Genomic DNA, 15,450 nt, shown 5'->3' with positions numbered 1-15,450 from the left:
CCACCGTCCGGGGTACTCAGTCCAGCGTCACCTTCCAGTACGCCGTCTCCCGGTAGCCGTCGTCCGGGGGCGCCACCGCCACGGTGACCGCCATGCCCTCGACGCTCCCCACCACCCGCACCGGCACGGTGCGCCGCTCGCCCGCGCGCAGCGGCCGCATCAGCCGCTGTGCCGCTTCGTCGCGGTTGAGCCAGTCACTGCTGCTGCCGCCCTCGGGCGTACCACTGTCCAGGGGATCCCCGGCCCGGACGACGAGTGGGGCGGCCTGGTACTCCGAGACGCTCGCCGCGGCCGAGTCCCCACCGGGCGTGAGCGTCGCGTCGGTGTCGTTCTCATAGGTGAGGGTGAAGCGGTGGGCCGGTCCGCCCGGCTCCCGGTGCGGCACGCCGACGGTCACGCTGAGCCCGTCCTCGTAGTGCGCGGTGACGCCGGGCGCCAGCGGGTCGGCCGCTCCCCCGGACGTGCCGTCGGCCGTCTCCTCGATCTGGCCGTACCCGTCGAGCCCCTTCTCCAGCTCGGACAGCCCCCACACCGCCAGCGCGCCCAGGGCGCAGAGGACGGTGAACGCCGCCGTACAGCCCGCGTACCACCGGTTCGCCCGGCCGGCGTCGTCGGCGGTCTCCGCTTCCGCTTCCATCCCGGTCATGGTAGGGACGGCCACCGCGGCGCTCCTGAGCGCGCGTACTCATCCGGGGGGTGAGTACGCGGCACAAGGGCATCGTCGCGACGACGAGCCGACGAGCTGACGAGCTGACGGACCGTCACGCTCCGCTACTGACATACGGATTGACTCCCCGCGGGAGACCTCATGCCGTCTCGGGGAGGTGCGGCCCGACGTCCGGGTCCTCCGGGGTCACACCGCCGGGCCGGCGGCCGCGCCGAGCGGGCGGATGGAGTCGAGGTTGTCCTCGACCCAGCGGCGGACGGCGGAGAGCGGCTGAGCCACGCTGTGGCCCAGGTCCGTGAGGCGGTACTCGACGTGCAGCGGCACCTCGGGGTAGACGGTGCGGTCGACGAATCCGCCGGCCTCGAGGCGGCGGAGGGTCTGGGTGAGGACCTTCGGGCTGACGCCCTGCAACCGGCGCTGTACGGCGCCGAACCGCTGGGGCCCCTCTTCCAGGGCACCGATCGCCAGCGCGGACCACTTGTTGGCGATCAGGTCGAACACCTCGCGCCCCGGACACAGCGCCGCATAGACGTCATGCTCGTCGTGATCACCGGTCACGCACCGCGTTCCCATCGCTTCCCACCTCTCTGAGCTGCATGCTTCCCATTCGATAGTAAGCGCCCTTGCGGGTCACTGTGTGCCCGGGCATAGCGTCCCGGGTGTCCCGGCCGGCCTGCGGAGGTCTCCCGTACGTCCGGCCGGCGCCGGTCCACCCCTGCCCGAGGAGCACTCAGCATGTCCACTGACACACCCGTGATGCGAGCCGTCGTCCAGGACGCCGTCGGCGGCCCGGAGGTCCTGCGCCTGGCCGAGGTACCGCGGCCCGAGCCGCTGCCGACCGAGGTGCTGGTACGCGTCCGCTCCGCCGGGGTGAACCCCGTCGACTGGAAGACCCGGTCCGGTGGCGGCATGGCCGGGGTCCTCGGCGAGCCGCCGTTCGTCCTGGGCTGGGACGTGTCCGGGGTCGTCGAGGCGGTCGGCTTCGGCGTGCACACCCTGGAGGTGGGGGACGAGGTCTTCGGCATGCCGTGGTTCCCGCGGGCCGCTTCCGCTTACGCCGAGTACGTGACCGCCCCTGCCCGCCAGTTCGTCCGCAAGCCGGCGGGGCTCGGGCACGACGAGGCCGCGGCCGTACCGCTGGCCGCCCTGACCGCCTGGCAGGCGCTGGTGGACGCCGCCCGGGTGCGCCCCGGCGACCGCGTCCTGATCCACGCCGCGGCGGGCGGGGTGGGGCACTTCGCGGTGCAGATCGCCAAGCATCTGGGCGCGACCGTGATCGGTACCGCCTCCGCGGCCAAGCACGCCTGGCTCCGCGACCTGGGCGCCGACGAACTGATCGACTACACCACCTGCCGCTTCGAGGAACAGGTCGCGGACGTGGACGTCGTCCTGGACCTCGTCGGGGAGGGGCACGACGCCACCAGCAGCCGGTCGCTGGCGACCCTGCGCCCGGGAGGCCTGCTGGTCGCCGTGCCGTCCGGTGTCGCGCCGGAGCTGGCCGAGCGGGCCCGCGCCATGGGCCTGCGCACCAGCGCGTATCTGGTGGAGCCGGACGGCGCCGCGCTGGGCCGTATCGCGGCGCTGCTGGAGAAGGGTGAACTGCGCGTGGAGGTCAGCGACGTCACGCCGCTGGAGCGGGCCGCCGAGGCCCACCGGCGCGGCGAGGAGGGGCGGACCCGCGGCAAGGTCGTCCTGCGGGTCAGCGAGGACGCGGACGGGGCCTGACGCCCGGCCCGCACGACGGCGGCACGGTGGCGGCAGGCGGTACGTCGATTCCCCGGCAACCGCGGCGGTCCACCCGTATGATCGCTCGCGAAACCAAACAACTGTCGCAGTCACCGCACACCCGGAAAAACCTCCGCGGTACCGGACCAAGGTGACGGCGTAGGGGGGAAGGACAACTCCATGACCACCATGCGTCTGCGGAGCCGCCTCGCGGCTGCCGCGACCGTGACCGCCCTGGTCGGCGCCGGGGCACTGGCCACCGCACCGTCGGCGGCCGCCAAGGCCAACGTGCTGACGCTCAACAAGGTCTCGCTCCAGCAGCCGGGCCTCCGGGCGGACGTCACGTACTCCTGTGACAAGGGCATGAACCACCGGCTGGTGGCGAACGCCACCACGCTGGACCGGCCCGGTCACGACCAGTCGATCGCCGCCGGCACCCTCAAGATCGACCAGCTGGTCTGCGACTACGCCGACCACAAGGCGCAGGTGACCCTGCGGCCGGCCGTCGGTTCGCACTTCGCCAAGGGCGACAAGGTGAAGGTCACCCTCTTCTACTTCGACGAGGACGGCTTCAGCTACGCCCAGCGCGAGACCGTCGCGGTGCTGTAACCCCGCGGGTACCGCCCACGCCGCCGCCGGGCCCGCCCGGCGGCGGCGCCGTCACAGGGAGCGCGTGCATCTGACGCGGCTTCAGGGGGCGGTGTGCAACGGCCTCCGGTGCGGCGCGCACCGGCCGGCACCCATACCGCGGCGTACAGCGGGTACCAGGAGGGGTGCAAGCTACCGCAATGGAGCGGCAGGTGCCCGTCCAGGCCGGCCGTACGCCGTGCCGGCCCCGACAGGGAAAGGCACAACATGCTCTTCCTGGCCGTAGCCCTCTTCCTCTTCGGTGTGCTCTTGGGGACCGCGGGGCACGTCCCGGTGCCCGTCACGGCCGTCGGCGGCGTCGCCGTCGCGGCGTGGCTGACGGTGTTCTTCCTCAAGGAACGCCGCAAGACGGCCGCCACGATGAAGGAGGCCCGCCGATGACCTCCACCTGGCTCCCGGTGAAGACCGGCCCGCACCCCCAGGCCGACCGGATGGCCGTGGCCGCGTTCGTCTGCGGCCTGTTGGGAACCCTCGTCCTCAACGTCTTCTTCGGCCCGTGCGCCGTCCTCTTCGGCGTGCTCGCCCTGTTCCGCGGCACCATCCGCCGGCTGCGCGCCTGGCTGGGGCTGGGCTTCGGCGTGCTCGACCTCGCCCTGGTCGTCGTCCTGGCCCAGGCCGACGGAACGCTCAGCTGGCACCTCTGACGCCGCTCCCCCACCGCGACTGCCGTCGGGACCGGCGAAGGTGCCGGTCCCGCGGGCAGCGCCGGGCAGCTGCCCGGCGTTCCCTGCGGAGTGCCGTACGACCGGCGGCTTTGCTGGTGTGTCCGGCGGCAGATGCCGGGTTTCGGGCGCGGATCGTGGTCAAGTGAAGGCCCGCCCCGGCTCCGGTGGTTCGGGCCGGCGTCCCGGGCTTCTCCCATGGCGGTGCCCGGGCACGGGCGGGTCCGCGAGCGCCGGGAGCGGTGCGCCGGGCCCTCCGCCGGCGACGAGACGAGAGGATGCCCGATGCGCCGTCACGACCAGACCGCACCCCGCGCCGCAGGGGAAGGCGGAGTCCGGTGAAGGCCCTCGCCGGACCCACCGACCACGTCGTGGTGGTCGGTGCCGGCCTGTCCGGACTGTCCGCCGCACTGCATCTGCTGGGCGCGGGCCGTCGGGTGACGGTGGTGGAGCGGGAGGCGCTGCCCGGCGGGCGGGCCGGCCGGATCGACCGCCACGGCTACCGCATCGACACCGGTCCGACCGTGCTGACCATGCCGGACCTGCTCGACGAGGCGTTCGCCGCGGTCGGCGAGCGGCTCACCGACCGGCTGACCCTGCAGGAGCTGCACCCGGCGTACCGGGCCCGGTTCGCCGACGGCAGTGAACTCGACGTGCACACCGAGCCGATGGCCATGGAGGCCGAGGTCGAACGGTTCGCCGGCGCCCGCGCGGCACAGGGCTACCGACGGCTCCGGCGCTGGCTGCAGCAGCTGTACGCGGTGCAGCGCCGCCGCTTCATCGACCGCAACTTCGACTCGCCGCTCCAGCTGCTGCACCCGGACCTGGTGCGGCTGGCCGCGCTCGGGGGCTTCCACCGGCTCGACGGCCGGATCGCACGCTTCCTGCCCGACCCCCGGCTGCGCAGGGTCTTCTCGTTCCAGGCGCTGTACGCCGGGGTGCCGCCGGCCCGCGCCCTGGCCGCCTACGCCGTCATCGCGTACATGGACACCGTGGCCGGGGTGTACTTCCCGCGGGGCGGGATGCACGCCGTTCCGCAGGCCCTGGCCGAAGCGGCCGCCGGGGCCGGCGCCGACTTCCGCTACGGCCGGCGCGTCACACGGCTGGTGCGCGCCGGCGGCCGGATCACCGCGGTGGTCACCGAGCACGAACGCCTCGCCTGCGACGCGGTGGTGCTCACCCCGGACCTGCCAGCCGTCTACGAACTGCTCGGCCGCCGGCCGCGGCGGCCGGTCCGGCTGCGCCACGCACCGTCGGCGGTGGTCCTGCACGCGGGCAGCGACCGGACCTGGCCGGGCACCGCGCACCACACGCTGTCCTTCGGCGGGGCGTGGGAGCGGACCTTCGAGGAACTCACCCACGGCGGGCAGCTGATGAGCGACCCCTCGCTGCTGGTGTCCCGTCCGACCGCGTCCGACCCGCAGCTGGCGCCACCGGGGCGCCATCTGCACTACGTCCTGGCGCCCTGCCCCAACACCGAGCGCGGGCCCGGAGCCGCTGAGTGGCACACCCTGGGCCCGCACTACCGCGACAGCCTGCTGTCGCTGCTGGAGCGCCGTGGGTTCACCGGCCTGGACGCCGCCGTCGAGGACCTCGGCACGGTCACCCCGGCCGACTGGGCGGGGCAGGGGCTGGCGGCCGGTACGCCGTTCTCGGCCGCGCACACCTTCGCACAGACCGGTCCGTTCCGTCCGCGCAACCTGGTGCGGGGCACCGAGAACGCCGTACTGGCCGGGTGCGGCACCACCCCCGGTGTCGGCATCCCGACAGTGCTGCTCTCCGGCAAGCTCGCGGCGGCCCGGGTCACCGGGCTCCGCCCACCCGGTTCCGCCACCCGAACGTCCCGCAGACGTCGGGGAGTTGTGCCGAGGTGACCGGCCGCGAGCTGACCGCGGCGGGCATCGCCGATCCCGGGCTGCGCACCGCCTACGCGCACTGCCGCCGGCTCAACGCCCGGCACGGCAAGACGTACTTCCTCGCCACCCGCCTGCTGCCCCCGGACCGGCGGCCGGCCGTACACGCCCTCTACGGCTTCGCCCGCTGGGCCGACGACCTCGTCGACGACCTGGGGACCGACGCCGGCCCCGCCGACCGCGCCCGGGCGCTGGACGCGCTGCACCGCTGCCTGCAGGAGGGCCTGCGCGGCGGGCCGAGCCCGGAGCCGGTCGTGCGGGCCGTGGCGCACACCGCCGCGGCGTACGGCATCGACCACGGCCACTTCGCCGCCTTCATGGCCTCGATGCGGATGGACCTGGTGGTGACGGACTATCCGACGTACGCGGACCTGCAGCGCTATATGCACGGCTCGGCGGCGGTGATCGGTCTGCAGATGCTGCCCGTGCTGGGCACCTGTGTGCCGCAGGAGGAGGCCGCCCCGCACGCCGCCGCGCTCGGGGTGGCCTTCCAGTTGACCAACTTCCTGCGGGACGTCGGCGAGGACCTCGACCGGGGCCGGGTCTACCTGCCCGCCGATCTGCTGGCGGCGCACGGCGTCGACCGCGCCCTGCTGCAGTGGAGCCGGGACACCGGCCGCCCGGACCGCCGGATCCCCGCGGCGCTGGCGGCGGCCGCCGAACTCACCCGCGGTGTCTACCGGGAGGCGGCACCCGGGCTGGCCATGCTCGACCCGGTGTCGCGCCCCTGTATGCGCACCGCGTTCGTGCTCTACGGCGCCATCCTGGACGCCGTGCGCGACGACGGGTACGCCGTGCTGCACCGGCGCGCGGTGGTCTCCCGCCGCCGGCGTGCGGCCACCGCCGTGGGCGGGCTGGTCCGCGCCGTCGCGGCCCGCCACGGCACCGTACGCCCCGTCGCGCCGCGCTGCCGGACGCCGCTTCCGTAGCCGAAGGAGAACGCCATGTCCCCGGACGCCCGTCCCCGTCCCCGTATCCCGCTGCGGCTGCGCCGCCGGCCGGAGCGGTGGGAGCGACAGCACCCCACCTGGCGCGAGGCCCAGCCCGCCGTCATCGACGGTGCCCTCAAGCGGGCACTGGCCCGCCCCTCGGGCAACTGGTTCGTGCTGGGTGCGTCCGACGGCATCGGGGCCCGGCGCGCGTTCGGCCGGACGGTGGCCGGTGTCGAGGTGGTCGCCTGGCGCGATGCGGGCGGCCGTCCGGTCGCCGGGCCCGGGGCCTGCCCGCACCTGGGGGCGCCGCTGGCGGAGGGTGCGGTGCGCTGCGGCACGCTGCGCTGCCGGTGGCACGGACTGGCCCTGGACGGCGGGCCGTTCGCCGGCTGGGAGCCGTTCCCCGCGTACGACGACGGGGTGCTGGTGTGGGTGCGACTGGACGCGGCCGGCGGTGAGACTCCCCTACCACGGCCGGTGATCCCGCCGCGGCCCGCGGCGGCGGGCGCCCTCGCCGCCGTGCACACCGCCGTCGGGACGTGCGAGCCGGAGGACGTGGTGGCCAACCGGCTCGACCCCTGGCACGGGGCGTGGTTCCACCCGTATGCGTTCGTGGACCTCAGGGTGACCGGGGCGCCGTCGGAGTCCGGCGGGGAGGCGCCCGACGCCTTCACGGTCCAGGTCTCGTTCAAGGTCGCCGGGCGCGCCGTGGTCCCGGTGACGGCGGTGTTCACCGCGCCGGAGCCGCGCACGGTGGTGATGCACCTGGCCGACGGCGAGGGGCGGGGTTCGGTCGTGGAGACCCACGCCACTCCCCTGGCCCCGGACGACCGGGGACGGCCGCGCACCGCGGTGATCGAAGCGGTCGTGGCGACCTCCGACCGCCGGGGGTTCGCCCTGGCCCGTGCGGCGGCTCCGCTGGTGCGCCCGCTGGTGCGGGCGGCGGCGGGGCGGCTGTGGCGGGACGATCTGGCGTACGCGGAGCGCCGCTGGGAACTGCGCCGCAGCGGCCGTCTCCCCGGCTGAGGTCAGCGGCCGGCGAGCCCGGCCGCCCAGCGCAGCGGTGCGCACCGCCCCTTGTCCGGTACGGTCCACAGCGTCTGGCCGCGTACCCCCCACTGCGCCAACAGCGCGTTCGCCGCCAGGAATCCGGTGGTGGCGGCGCGCTCCATCAGGGCCACCGGCAGCGGGGTGCGCACCATGTCGCCGGCCACCACCACCCGGGGGTCGGGGGTGCGGACGGTGGGCCGGTCGGCGTAGCCGCCCACCGCGAACAGCGGGCAGTCCGCCCGCCACTCGTGGCGCTGGTCGACGATCCGCACCCCGCGGGTCTCGGGGTAGACGGTGTGCAACTGCTCGATCAGGCGGCGCTGTTGGTGCTCCCGGTCGGCTCCCGGAGCGACCGCGTAGGCGTGCAGTTCGAGGACCGAACCGCCGGTGCGGGCGGACCACCGGGCGGCCTCCCCCTCCCAGCGCTCCAGCACGCTGACGTTGTCCAACGTGCCGTAGCCACTGGTGCCGAGGAAGCCGGGGCGGTGCGCGGCCACCCGCCGTGCCAGCCACAGCCGGGACACCAGGAAGGGCGGCGCGGTCCGCAACCGGGCGATGCGCGCCCGCCAGGCGGTGTCCTCCAACGCATCGGACGCGGCCACGATCCGGCGCAGCCCGGTGACGTCCGCGGCAAGCACCACCCCGTCGAAGCGCCGCTCCCCGCCCGCCGTGTTGACCCGCACCGCACCGTCCGCCGCGGGTGCCACCCGCTCCACCTCGGTGCCGGTCTCCAGCCGTACGCCGTGCCCCTCCAGGTACCTGGCGAGGGGGTGCCACAGTGCCTGCGGGAAGGGTTCGCCGGGGACGTCGAACAGCAGCCCTTCGCTGGAGCCGAGGAAGTAGATGTGGAACATCAGGGCCATCTCGGCGGCGGACAGCCGGCGCGGGTCGGCGAAGAAGCTGCGGGAGAAGACCTCGAAGGCGAGGTGGCGGGCGGCTTCGGGGAAGCGGATGCGGGAGAGCAGGTCCCAGGCGCTGGTCCGGTCGAGCCGCCGGTAGATCTGCGGCACGCGTACGTCGAGCAGCGGCAGGGCCGCACCGGGCCGCATCCGCATCAGGTCCCGCCAGGCGAAGGTGGGGCTGAGCGCCATGAAGCCCAGCGCGCTCCAGGGCGGGGTCCGCGGCACCCGCGCGAAGCTGTCGTGGGTGCCCGAGCGGTGCTGCAGCGGGTAGTCCGGCAGTCGCCGCAGCCCGGCCAGGCCGGGGTCGACCCGGCGCAGCAGCCCGCGGAGGTTGTAGTACTGGGGGAAGAAGGCGTGGAAGCCGCGGCTCATGGTCGCCGCCGAGCCGTCGGCGAGCCGTACCGGCCAGCCCGTCAGCCGTCCGCCGAGGTCCCCTTCGCGCTCGTACAGCGTCACCCGCACGCCGCGCTCGGCCAGGGCGGTGGCGGCGGCGAGGCCGGCGATACCGCCACCGATCACCGCCGCCTCCGGCCGTCCGGCGGCCGTGACCCGGTGGGCTCCGGTCGGGCCCGGCACGAGTTGGGCGCGGCGGTCACGGCCGCGCGGGGCGGGCCGGTCGGGCGGGGCGGGCCGGTCGGGCGGGGCGGGCCGGGTGGTCATGGTCCCTCCTGGCGAGCGTCGGGTGCGGTGGCGGTGAAGGTGTGGGTGATGCCGGTCTGCCAGCCGGGCAGCGGCAGCGCCCGCACCCGGCGGAAGCCGGCCCGTCGCAGACGGTCGGCGAAGTCGGGGGCGGTGTCGAAGGCCAGGACGCTGTGCCACAGGTGCCGGTAGAGGCCGCCGTCGCCCGCGAGGCGGCCGGCCGGCAGCACGATGCCCCGGCACACCGCGGTCCACACGGCGCGGTGCGCGGGGCGGCCGGAGAGTGTGTACTCGTGGACGGCCAGCCGCCCGCCGGGCCTGAGCACCGTGCGGACCGCGGCGAGGACCCCGTCCGGGTCGGTGAGGTTGCGGAAGAGGTAGGCGGCGAAGACGGCGTCGAAACCACCCGTCACCCCGGCACCGGCCAGTCCCTCCGCCGGTGCGTGGACGAAGGTGACCTGCGGCGACCACGGTTTGGCGGCGGCGCGCCGCAGCATGCCCGCCGAGGCGTCGACGGCGACGATCCGGGCACGGGGCGCGGCGGCCAGCAGCGCCGCCGTCGAGGCCCCGGTCCCGCAGCCGAGGTCGAGCAGCCGCAGTCCGTGGCCCTCCCCCGGCAGCCGCAGCCGGCGGGCGGAGCGGCGGAGGTGGGCGTGGTAGCCGGGGTTGAGCGCGGTCAGCCGGTCGTAGCGGCGGGCCGCGTGGTCGAAGGCGGCGGACAGGTCGGTGTCGTGCAGCAGCGTCATGGCGCCCTCCTCGGGAGCGTCGGGGGGCCGGTCACCACGGGGCGGACCTGCGGGGCAGCAGCGGGAGTTCGGCGACGGTACGGAGCATGGGCAGTACGGGGGTGCGCAGCCCGATGGTGAGGTCCTCCCAGAGCCGGGAGCGGCCGTCCAGGAAGCGCAGCAGCCGCTCCATGGGCACCGCGCCGAACAGTCCGCCGAAGAACGCGGCGCCGTCCACCCGGCCGCTGTCCAGCGCACGCAGCAGCACCGCGTCCAGCGCCCGCGCCCACCGGGTGTGCGCGGGCGGCGGCAGGGGCGGCCGGTGGAGGCGGAGCGCGGTGGCGATGGCGTCGCTCTGGCGCTGCACCGCGGCGAAGGTGTAGCCGGTCGAGGGGCGGGTGGCACCGCCGGCCGTGCCGATGCGGAACACCGAGCGCCCCACCCGCCGGGGGAAGCGGCCGTCGGTCATCGGGATGGCGCCCTGCTCGACGGCGGTGATGTCGAAGGGGCCCAACTTCCGTACGTGGGCGGTGTAGTGGGCCAGCGCCCGCTCGTAGTCGGCGGTCTCCAGGGGGCGGCGGGAGAACTGGGTGTACTCGACCAGGGCGGTGCGGTCGGTCAGCGGCAGGACGTAGCCGAAGGCGAGGCCGTGGGGCGGCTGGGGGACGCGGAAGTCCATCAGGTCGGCGACCGCCGGGTCGAAGACCGGCCGACGGGTGCGGACGAACCAGCCACGGAAGTGCTGCCGGAGCGTGGTGCGGGCGGGCGGGAGCCGGGGTCCGGGGCGGGAGTCGAAGGCCCAGCGGGCCCGGAGCGTGACCGGCCGTCCCGCCGCGTCGCGGCCCCGTACCTCCGCGCCGGTGGCGACGTCCCGCACCGACTCGACCGTGGCTTCGGTCCGGATGACGGTGCGCTGCCCGGCCAGCCGGGCGCCGACGACGGAGGCGAAGTCGCCGGACCGCAGCATCTTGTACCGCAGGGGCGCGGGCCGACCCACCGTCTCCGCACCACCGGGCCCGTACACCCGCAGGCGGTCCCAGGACGCGGTGAGCGCCTGGTCGAACTCGCCGCCGGGGGCCTCCCAGAAGCACCAGGTGCGCTCCTGCGGCGGGTGCGGGCCGGGGGGTGCGTCGACCAGCGCCACGGCGAGCGGCCGGGCCCCGGCGTCCGGTGCGCACAGCCGATGGGCGAGCGACAACCCGGCCGCCCCTGCGCCGACGATGACCACATCCGTGTCCCGCACGCGCGTCCTCCCTGCCGCTACCGGCCCCGGGCGGGCCTCGGCCGGTCCGCTGACCGCCGCTGTCGATCCTTCCGCAGGCGGGGGCCGGGGCGGTGGCTGCGACGCGCGGAAATCCGCTCGGCCCGCCTGCGTCGCCCACCGTGGCCGGCGGGGTTGAATGGCGGTGGCGCACGGCCGCGCCGCCGGGTGTGCGCAGCGCGGCCTCCCCGGGCGAGAGGCGGAGTCCCATGACGGCAGCCGGCGGTGCCGCGGAGGTCCTGGTGGTCGGTGCGGGGGCGGCGGGGCTGGCGTGCGCGGGCGATCTGGCCGGGGCGGGAGTGACGGTCCTGGTCGCCGAGGGCTCCGACGCGGTGGGCGGGCGGATGCGGTCGGACCGGGTGGACGGCTTCACCATCGACCGCGGCTTCCAGGTCTTCAACACCTCCTATCCGCAGGTCAAGCGGCGCATCTCGCTGCCCGGGCTGCGGCTTCACCCGTTCTCGCCGGCCGTGTTGGTGCACACCGACGGCAGCCGGCTGCGCTTCGTCGACCCCAGTCGTGCGCCACGGCAGGCGTCCGGTCTGCTGCCCGGGCGGCTGGCCGGGGCACGCGATCTGCTCGCCCTGGCCGCGCTGTCCGCCCGCGATGCGGTGGCCCCGGTCCGGGTACTCAAGGGCGGCGCGGACCGCACCACCCGTACCGCGCTTGCCGCCGCCGGTGTCTCCGAGGAGCTGGTCGAGCGGTTCTTCCGGCCGTTCCTGTCCGGTGTCTTCCTGGAGGACGAGCTGGAGACCTCCAGCCGGTTCTTCCACCTGGTGTGGCGCAGCATGCTGCGCGGGACGCTGTGCCTGCCCGGCGAGGGCATCGGCGCCGTGCCGCAACAGCTCGCGACGGCGCTGCCGCCGGGCAGCGTGCGGCTGGGCTGCCGGGTGGCCCACCTCACCGATGGCGGTGCGAGGACGGACGAGGGCGAGGAACTGGCGGCCCGTGCCGTGGTGGTGGCCACCGGCGCCCCGGCCGCCGCCGCGCTGCTGCCGGGTCTGGCCGTACCGGCGCACCGGACGGTGACGACCTACTACCACGCGGCCGCGGCCTCCCCATTGGCCGAGCCGACCCTGCTCGTCGATGCGGCCCGCCGGTTCCTCAACACCTGTGTGCTGAGCGAGGTGGTGCCGGGCTACGCCCCGCCCGGCCGGAGCCTGGTGGCCACCTCGGTGCTCGGCGCGGACCGTCCGGGTCGGGAAGCCGCGCTGCGCGGGGTGCTCGCCGAGGCGTACGGCACCGGGGCGTCGGGGTGGGACCTGGTGGCGGTACGTACGGTGCCCGATGCGCTGCCCGCGATGCCGCCGCCGCATCCGCTGAGCCGGCCCTGCCGGGTGGGTCCGGGCCGGTACGTCTGCGGCGACCACCGGGCGACCGGCTCGGTCCAGGGGGCGCTGGCCTCGGGCGCCCGGGCCGCCCGTGAGGTGCTGTGTGACCTCGGACGGATCCCCTGAGGACCGTCCCGCGCAAAGGGCCGGTACGGATCTCCTGAGGGCCGCCGTCACGAGGACCCGGTCGTGACGTACGGCGCCGGAGGAGCGGCCCGCCGTCCCCCGCATGGAGGCACCGGAGGCTCTCGACTCCCCCTTCACCGGGCCGGACGCCATGCGGCCATGCGGCCCAACGGGCCGCGCACAGTGCGCGCCTGGGCCCCTGACCAGGGATCATGGGCCGCGGCACCCGCCCACCGCGGACTGCGGAGGAGACGCCGAGGCACTCACGGCCCAGCAGTGAACTTTCCGTGCAAAACCAACCTCAACACGCCTTTAACCCCTGAAAGAGTGAAAGGTTTGTAAATTCCTTAGCCTCGAGGCCGCACGCGCCGAAGGAGATATCAAGAGGCGGCAGTAAGCCGCTTAGATCGATCGGGAGATTGTTATGTCACGGATCACGCGAGTGACTGCTATGGCCGCCCTTGCGGCAAGCACTGCCCTGGGAGGCGCTTCGGCAGCGTTTGCAGACAGTGGCGCGGCCGGCGGCGCGGCCGGTTCTCCGGGAGTGCTGTCGGGCAACGCGATTCAGGTCCCGATCCACATCCCGGTCAACGTGTGCGGCAACACCGTGAATGTCGTGGGGCTGCTGAACCCGGCCTTCGGCAACACCTGCCTGAACGGCTCCATCGAGCGCCGGGTGGTCGTCCGCCGCCACATCGTCGAGCGGCACCACCACCACGTCAGGCACATCAAGAAGCACATCAAGAAGCACCGCCACCACCGTCCTTCGGGCGGCGTGCACACCGGCGGCGGCGGCCTGGCCGGCTAAGACGGGAACCGTCCGGGACACGGCTGAGCAACACGGCCCTGTCCCGGACGCCCACTGAAGAACCGCATCACCACGCCCGGGGCCGGACCGTCACACCGACAGCCCTTCCGCCTTCACCGGAGGAGACGGTCCGTCCCCGGGCGTACGCGTGTTTCCGCCGCCCGTTTTTCCGACGCCGGGGGCCATGACTCCCCGGCCGCCCCGCCCCGACCGCGTCCGAGCCCCCGTCATGCTCCGTGGTCGCGCTTCGATTGCCCTTCGATGCCCGTGGGTTGCCCGTGGGTTGCCCGCCCCGGGGCCCGGGCCGCGCGCGGACGCGCCCCCTGCCCGCGACGTCAGGGCGGGCCGTCACCCCGGGCACGTTCCTGGCGGAGCACCTCGTATGGCCCCGCGAGCCGGTCCAGGCCGCCCACCGCCCGCTACATCCGGGCGTTGCCCGCCAGTCCGTGCCTCGATCATCACCAGGGGGGTGTCGCGCCCGGGGCCGTGCTCGCCCGAGGCGGTGAAGTGCGGGCCGAGCTGGTCGCCGAACAGCCAGTAGCACGCTGGTCATGGCGGCGCCCTCAGGCCTTGCCGCGGGCGCGCTGGAAGCGGGCCAGGCCGTCGGTGAGGTCGATGAGGGGGTCGGGGTAGTCGTACCGGGCGCGTTCGCTCGCCCCGAGCTTCCAGGGCTGGTGCACCGCCGGGCCCGCCAGCCCGTCGAGTTCGGGCACCCAGCGGCGTACGTAGGCGCCGTCGGGGTCGAACCGCATGGCCTGGGTGAGGGGGTTGAGGACCCGGTTGGGCCGGGTGTCGGTGCCGGTGCCGGCCGTCCACTGCCAGTTGAGCTGGTTGTTGGCCACGTCACCGTCCACCAGGAGGTCGAGGAAGTGCCGGGCACCGATCCGCCAGTCCACGTAGAGGGTCTTGGTGAGGAAGCTGGCCACCAGCAGCCGGCCGCGGTTGTGCATCCAGCCCTCGTACGCCAACTGCCGCATGGCGGCGTCCACCACGGGGTAGCCGGTGCGGCCCGCCTGCCAGGCGGCGATGTCCTCGGCGGCCGAGCGGGCGTCGCGCCAGCGGTCGTGGCGGGTGCGGTAGTCCGCCGCTGCGGCCTCGGGGCGGGCGGCGAGCACCTGGTGGTGGAAGTCGCGCCAGCACAGCTGCCGTACGAAGGCCTCGGCGCCGGCGCCGCCCTTCTTGCCGGCGCGGTCGACGAGTTCGCAGGCGGAGACCGTGCCGAAGTGCAGGTGGGGCGAGAGCCGGGAGGTCGCGTCGCCCGCCAGGTCGTCGTGGCGCTCCTCGTAGGCAGCGATGCCGGTGCGCAGCCAGGTCCGGACCAGGGTGCGCCCGGCGCTCTCACCGCCCGGTGCGACCCCCGGTGACACCCCGGAGACCTTCCCGCGGGCGGGAACCGGCTCGGAGGGGAGGCGGCCTGGGACCCGTACGGTGCGGGGTGCGCCCAGGGGCTGCCGCAGCCGCTGCTGGGACCAGCGCCGGAAGTAGGGCGTGAACACCGCGTAGTGGTCCGAGGAGGCGGGGGTGACGGCTCCTGGCGGGAGGGCGGTGACGACGGCGTCGTGCACCTCCAGCCGGCGGCCGTCCGCCGCCAGCGCGGTGCGCAGCCGCTCCTCCCGGCGCTGCGCGTACCGGCTGACTCCTGCCGCCAGGTGCACCACCCCGGCGCCGGACTCCGCGGCGGCCCGGCACACCTCCCGCACCACGTCGCCGGACCGTACGACGAGCCGGCCGCCGCGCTCCCGCAGCCCGGCGTCGAGGTCGGTGAGGCAGTCGGCGAGGAAGGCCCGACGGTTGGGGGTCGCGAAGCCCGCCTCCGCGATGGCGTCGTCGAGGACGAAGAGCGGGACCACCTCGTCCGCGGTGTCCAGGGCAGCGCGCAGCGGCGGGTGGTCGTGCAGCCTCAGGTCGGAGGTGAACAGCACGAGGGAGACGCTCATCGCGCCACTCCTTCGGTAGGCGGGCCGGTCCGGTTCATCCGGGATCGACCGGGGGCGATTGCCAGAGCCGCTACCCGTACGCGATCGTTGGCATACAACGGCTCTGGTCTGATGGCACGGTGAG

At 74.9% G+C, this 15,450-nt stretch carries 15 protein-coding genes; 9 read left to right on the top strand and 6 right to left on the bottom strand.

Annotation, left to right across the window (positions count from 1 at the left end):
• Window positions 1–16: 16 nt before the first annotated feature.
• Together AB0G84_RS07360 and AB0G84_RS07355 are read right to left on the bottom strand one after the other, a co-directional pair.
• Window positions 17–637 carry a hypothetical protein gene (locus AB0G84_RS07360; RefSeq protein WP_361316700.1) on the bottom strand — a complete coding sequence of 207 codons (621 nt, stop codon included), beginning with the start codon at window positions 635–637 and terminating at the stop codon, window positions 17–19.
• A 216-nt stretch (window positions 638–853) separates the two neighbouring features.
• Window positions 854–1,225, bottom strand: coding sequence for a helix-turn-helix domain-containing protein (locus AB0G84_RS07355; RefSeq protein ID WP_361316697.1), 372 nt, complete (start codon window positions 1,223–1,225; stop codon window positions 854–856).
• 177 nt (window positions 1,226–1,402) lie between these two features.
• On the opposite strand from AB0G84_RS07355, the gene AB0G84_RS07350 reads away from it, so the two are divergent.
• From AB0G84_RS07350 to AB0G84_RS07320, 7 genes are all read left to right on the top strand, one after another.
• Entirely contained in the window at window positions 1,403–2,392 is a 990-nt protein-coding gene (locus AB0G84_RS07350) for an NADP-dependent oxidoreductase (RefSeq protein WP_361316694.1), read from the top strand.
• 180 nt (window positions 2,393–2,572) lie between these two features.
• Window positions 2,573–3,001, top strand: coding sequence for a hypothetical protein (locus AB0G84_RS07345; protein WP_361316692.1), 429 nt, complete (start codon window positions 2,573–2,575; stop codon window positions 2,999–3,001).
• Between the two features lie 246 nt (window positions 3,002–3,247).
• Entirely contained in the window at window positions 3,248–3,421 is a 174-nt protein-coding gene (locus tag AB0G84_RS07340) for a hypothetical protein (RefSeq protein ID WP_361316690.1), read from the top strand.
• Window positions 3,418–3,684 carry a DUF4190 domain-containing protein gene (locus AB0G84_RS07335; protein ID WP_361316687.1) on the top strand — a complete coding sequence of 89 codons (267 nt, stop codon included), beginning with the start codon at window positions 3,418–3,420 and terminating at the stop codon, window positions 3,682–3,684. The genes AB0G84_RS07340 and AB0G84_RS07335 overlap by 4 nt, the downstream gene beginning before the upstream one ends.
• A gap of 356 nt (window positions 3,685–4,040) precedes the next feature.
• Window positions 4,041–5,576 carry a phytoene desaturase family protein gene (gene crtI / locus AB0G84_RS07330; RefSeq protein WP_361316684.1) on the top strand — a complete coding sequence of 512 codons (1,536 nt, stop codon included), beginning with the start codon at window positions 4,041–4,043 and terminating at the stop codon, window positions 5,574–5,576.
• The gene (locus tag AB0G84_RS07325) at window positions 5,573–6,544 is read left to right on the top strand and encodes a phytoene/squalene synthase family protein (protein WP_361316681.1); all 972 of its coding nucleotides are present in this window, start codon (window positions 5,573–5,575) and stop codon (window positions 6,542–6,544) included. The genes crtI and AB0G84_RS07325 overlap by 4 nt, the downstream gene beginning before the upstream one ends.
• A 15-nt stretch (window positions 6,545–6,559) precedes the next feature.
• Complete coding sequence (locus AB0G84_RS07320; protein WP_361316679.1) at window positions 6,560–7,573, top strand: DUF5914 domain-containing protein; 1,014 nt, start codon at window positions 6,560–6,562, stop codon at window positions 7,571–7,573.
• Between the two features lie 2 nt (window positions 7,574–7,575).
• Here AB0G84_RS07320 and AB0G84_RS07315 read toward each other — a convergent pair whose 3' ends face one another.
• From AB0G84_RS07315 to AB0G84_RS07305, 3 genes are read right to left on the bottom strand one after another with little or no spacing between them, the layout of a single operon-like run.
• Window positions 7,576–9,159 (bottom strand): FAD-dependent oxidoreductase, encoded by a 1,584-nt coding sequence (locus tag AB0G84_RS07315; RefSeq protein WP_361316676.1) that lies wholly within the window; start codon window positions 9,157–9,159, stop codon window positions 7,576–7,578.
• Entirely contained in the window at window positions 9,156–9,884 is a 729-nt protein-coding gene (locus AB0G84_RS07310; RefSeq protein WP_361316674.1) for a class I SAM-dependent methyltransferase, read from the bottom strand. Before AB0G84_RS07310 ends, AB0G84_RS07315 begins: the two co-directional genes overlap by 4 nt.
• A gap of 31 nt (window positions 9,885–9,915) precedes the next feature.
• Window positions 9,916–11,106 carry a lycopene cyclase family protein gene (locus tag AB0G84_RS07305; protein ID WP_361316671.1) on the bottom strand — a complete coding sequence of 397 codons (1,191 nt, stop codon included), beginning with the start codon at window positions 11,104–11,106 and terminating at the stop codon, window positions 9,916–9,918.
• Between the two features lie 227 nt (window positions 11,107–11,333).
• Here AB0G84_RS07305 and AB0G84_RS07300 point away from each other — a divergent pair, with 227 nt between their 5' ends.
• Both AB0G84_RS07300 and AB0G84_RS07295 read left to right on the top strand, forming a co-directional pair.
• Window positions 11,334–12,581 carry an NAD(P)/FAD-dependent oxidoreductase gene (locus tag AB0G84_RS07300; protein ID WP_361316668.1) on the top strand — a complete coding sequence of 416 codons (1,248 nt, stop codon included), beginning with the start codon at window positions 11,334–11,336 and terminating at the stop codon, window positions 12,579–12,581.
• Between the two features lie 424 nt (window positions 12,582–13,005).
• The gene (locus AB0G84_RS07295) at window positions 13,006–13,389 is read left to right on the top strand and encodes a chaplin (RefSeq protein WP_361316666.1); all 384 of its coding nucleotides are present in this window, start codon (window positions 13,006–13,008) and stop codon (window positions 13,387–13,389) included.
• A gap of 563 nt (window positions 13,390–13,952) precedes the next feature.
• Here the strand turns inward: AB0G84_RS07295 and AB0G84_RS07290 are convergent.
• Window positions 13,953–15,326, bottom strand: coding sequence for a deoxyribodipyrimidine photo-lyase (locus AB0G84_RS07290; RefSeq protein WP_361316663.1), 1,374 nt, complete (start codon window positions 15,324–15,326; stop codon window positions 13,953–13,955).
• Between the last annotated feature and the right edge of the window lie 124 nt (window positions 15,327–15,450).

It is taken from the genome of Streptomyces sp. NPDC020742, assembly GCF_040641675.1.
Classification (GTDB): domain Bacteria; phylum Actinomycetota; class Actinomycetes; order Streptomycetales; family Streptomycetaceae; genus Streptomyces.
This window is presented reverse-complemented; position numbering and strand designations above follow the sequence as displayed.

Excerpts from the sequence above, each read along its gene's own strand:
- AB0G84_RS07315 (WP_361316676.1), bottom strand. The coding sequence starts at position 9,159 with ATGACCACCCGGCCCGCCCCGCCCGACCGGCCCGCCCCGCCCGACCGG.
- AB0G84_RS07310 (WP_361316674.1), bottom strand. The coding sequence starts at position 9,884 with ATGACGCTGCTGCACGACACCGACCTGTCCGCCGCCTTCGACCACGCG.
- AB0G84_RS07300 (WP_361316668.1), top strand. The coding sequence starts at position 11,334 with ATGACGGCAGCCGGCGGTGCCGCGGAGGTCCTGGTGGTCGGTGCGGGG.
- AB0G84_RS07350 (WP_361316694.1), top strand. The coding sequence starts at position 1,403 with ATGTCCACTGACACACCCGTGATGCGAGCCGTCGTCCAGGACGCCGTC.
- AB0G84_RS07295 (WP_361316666.1), top strand. The coding sequence starts at position 13,006 with ATGTCACGGATCACGCGAGTGACTGCTATGGCCGCCCTTGCGGCAAGC.
- AB0G84_RS07290 (WP_361316663.1), bottom strand. The coding sequence starts at position 15,326 with ATGAGCGTCTCCCTCGTGCTGTTCACCTCCGACCTGAGGCTGCACGAC.
- AB0G84_RS07340 (WP_361316690.1), top strand. The coding sequence starts at position 3,248 with ATGCTCTTCCTGGCCGTAGCCCTCTTCCTCTTCGGTGTGCTCTTGGGG.
- AB0G84_RS07360 (WP_361316700.1), bottom strand. The coding sequence starts at position 637 with ATGGAAGCGGAAGCGGAGACCGCCGACGACGCCGGCCGGGCGAACCGG.
- AB0G84_RS07320 (WP_361316679.1), top strand. The coding sequence starts at position 6,560 with ATGTCCCCGGACGCCCGTCCCCGTCCCCGTATCCCGCTGCGGCTGCGC.
- AB0G84_RS07335 (WP_361316687.1), top strand. The coding sequence starts at position 3,418 with ATGACCTCCACCTGGCTCCCGGTGAAGACCGGCCCGCACCCCCAGGCC.
- AB0G84_RS07345 (WP_361316692.1), top strand. The coding sequence starts at position 2,573 with ATGACCACCATGCGTCTGCGGAGCCGCCTCGCGGCTGCCGCGACCGTG.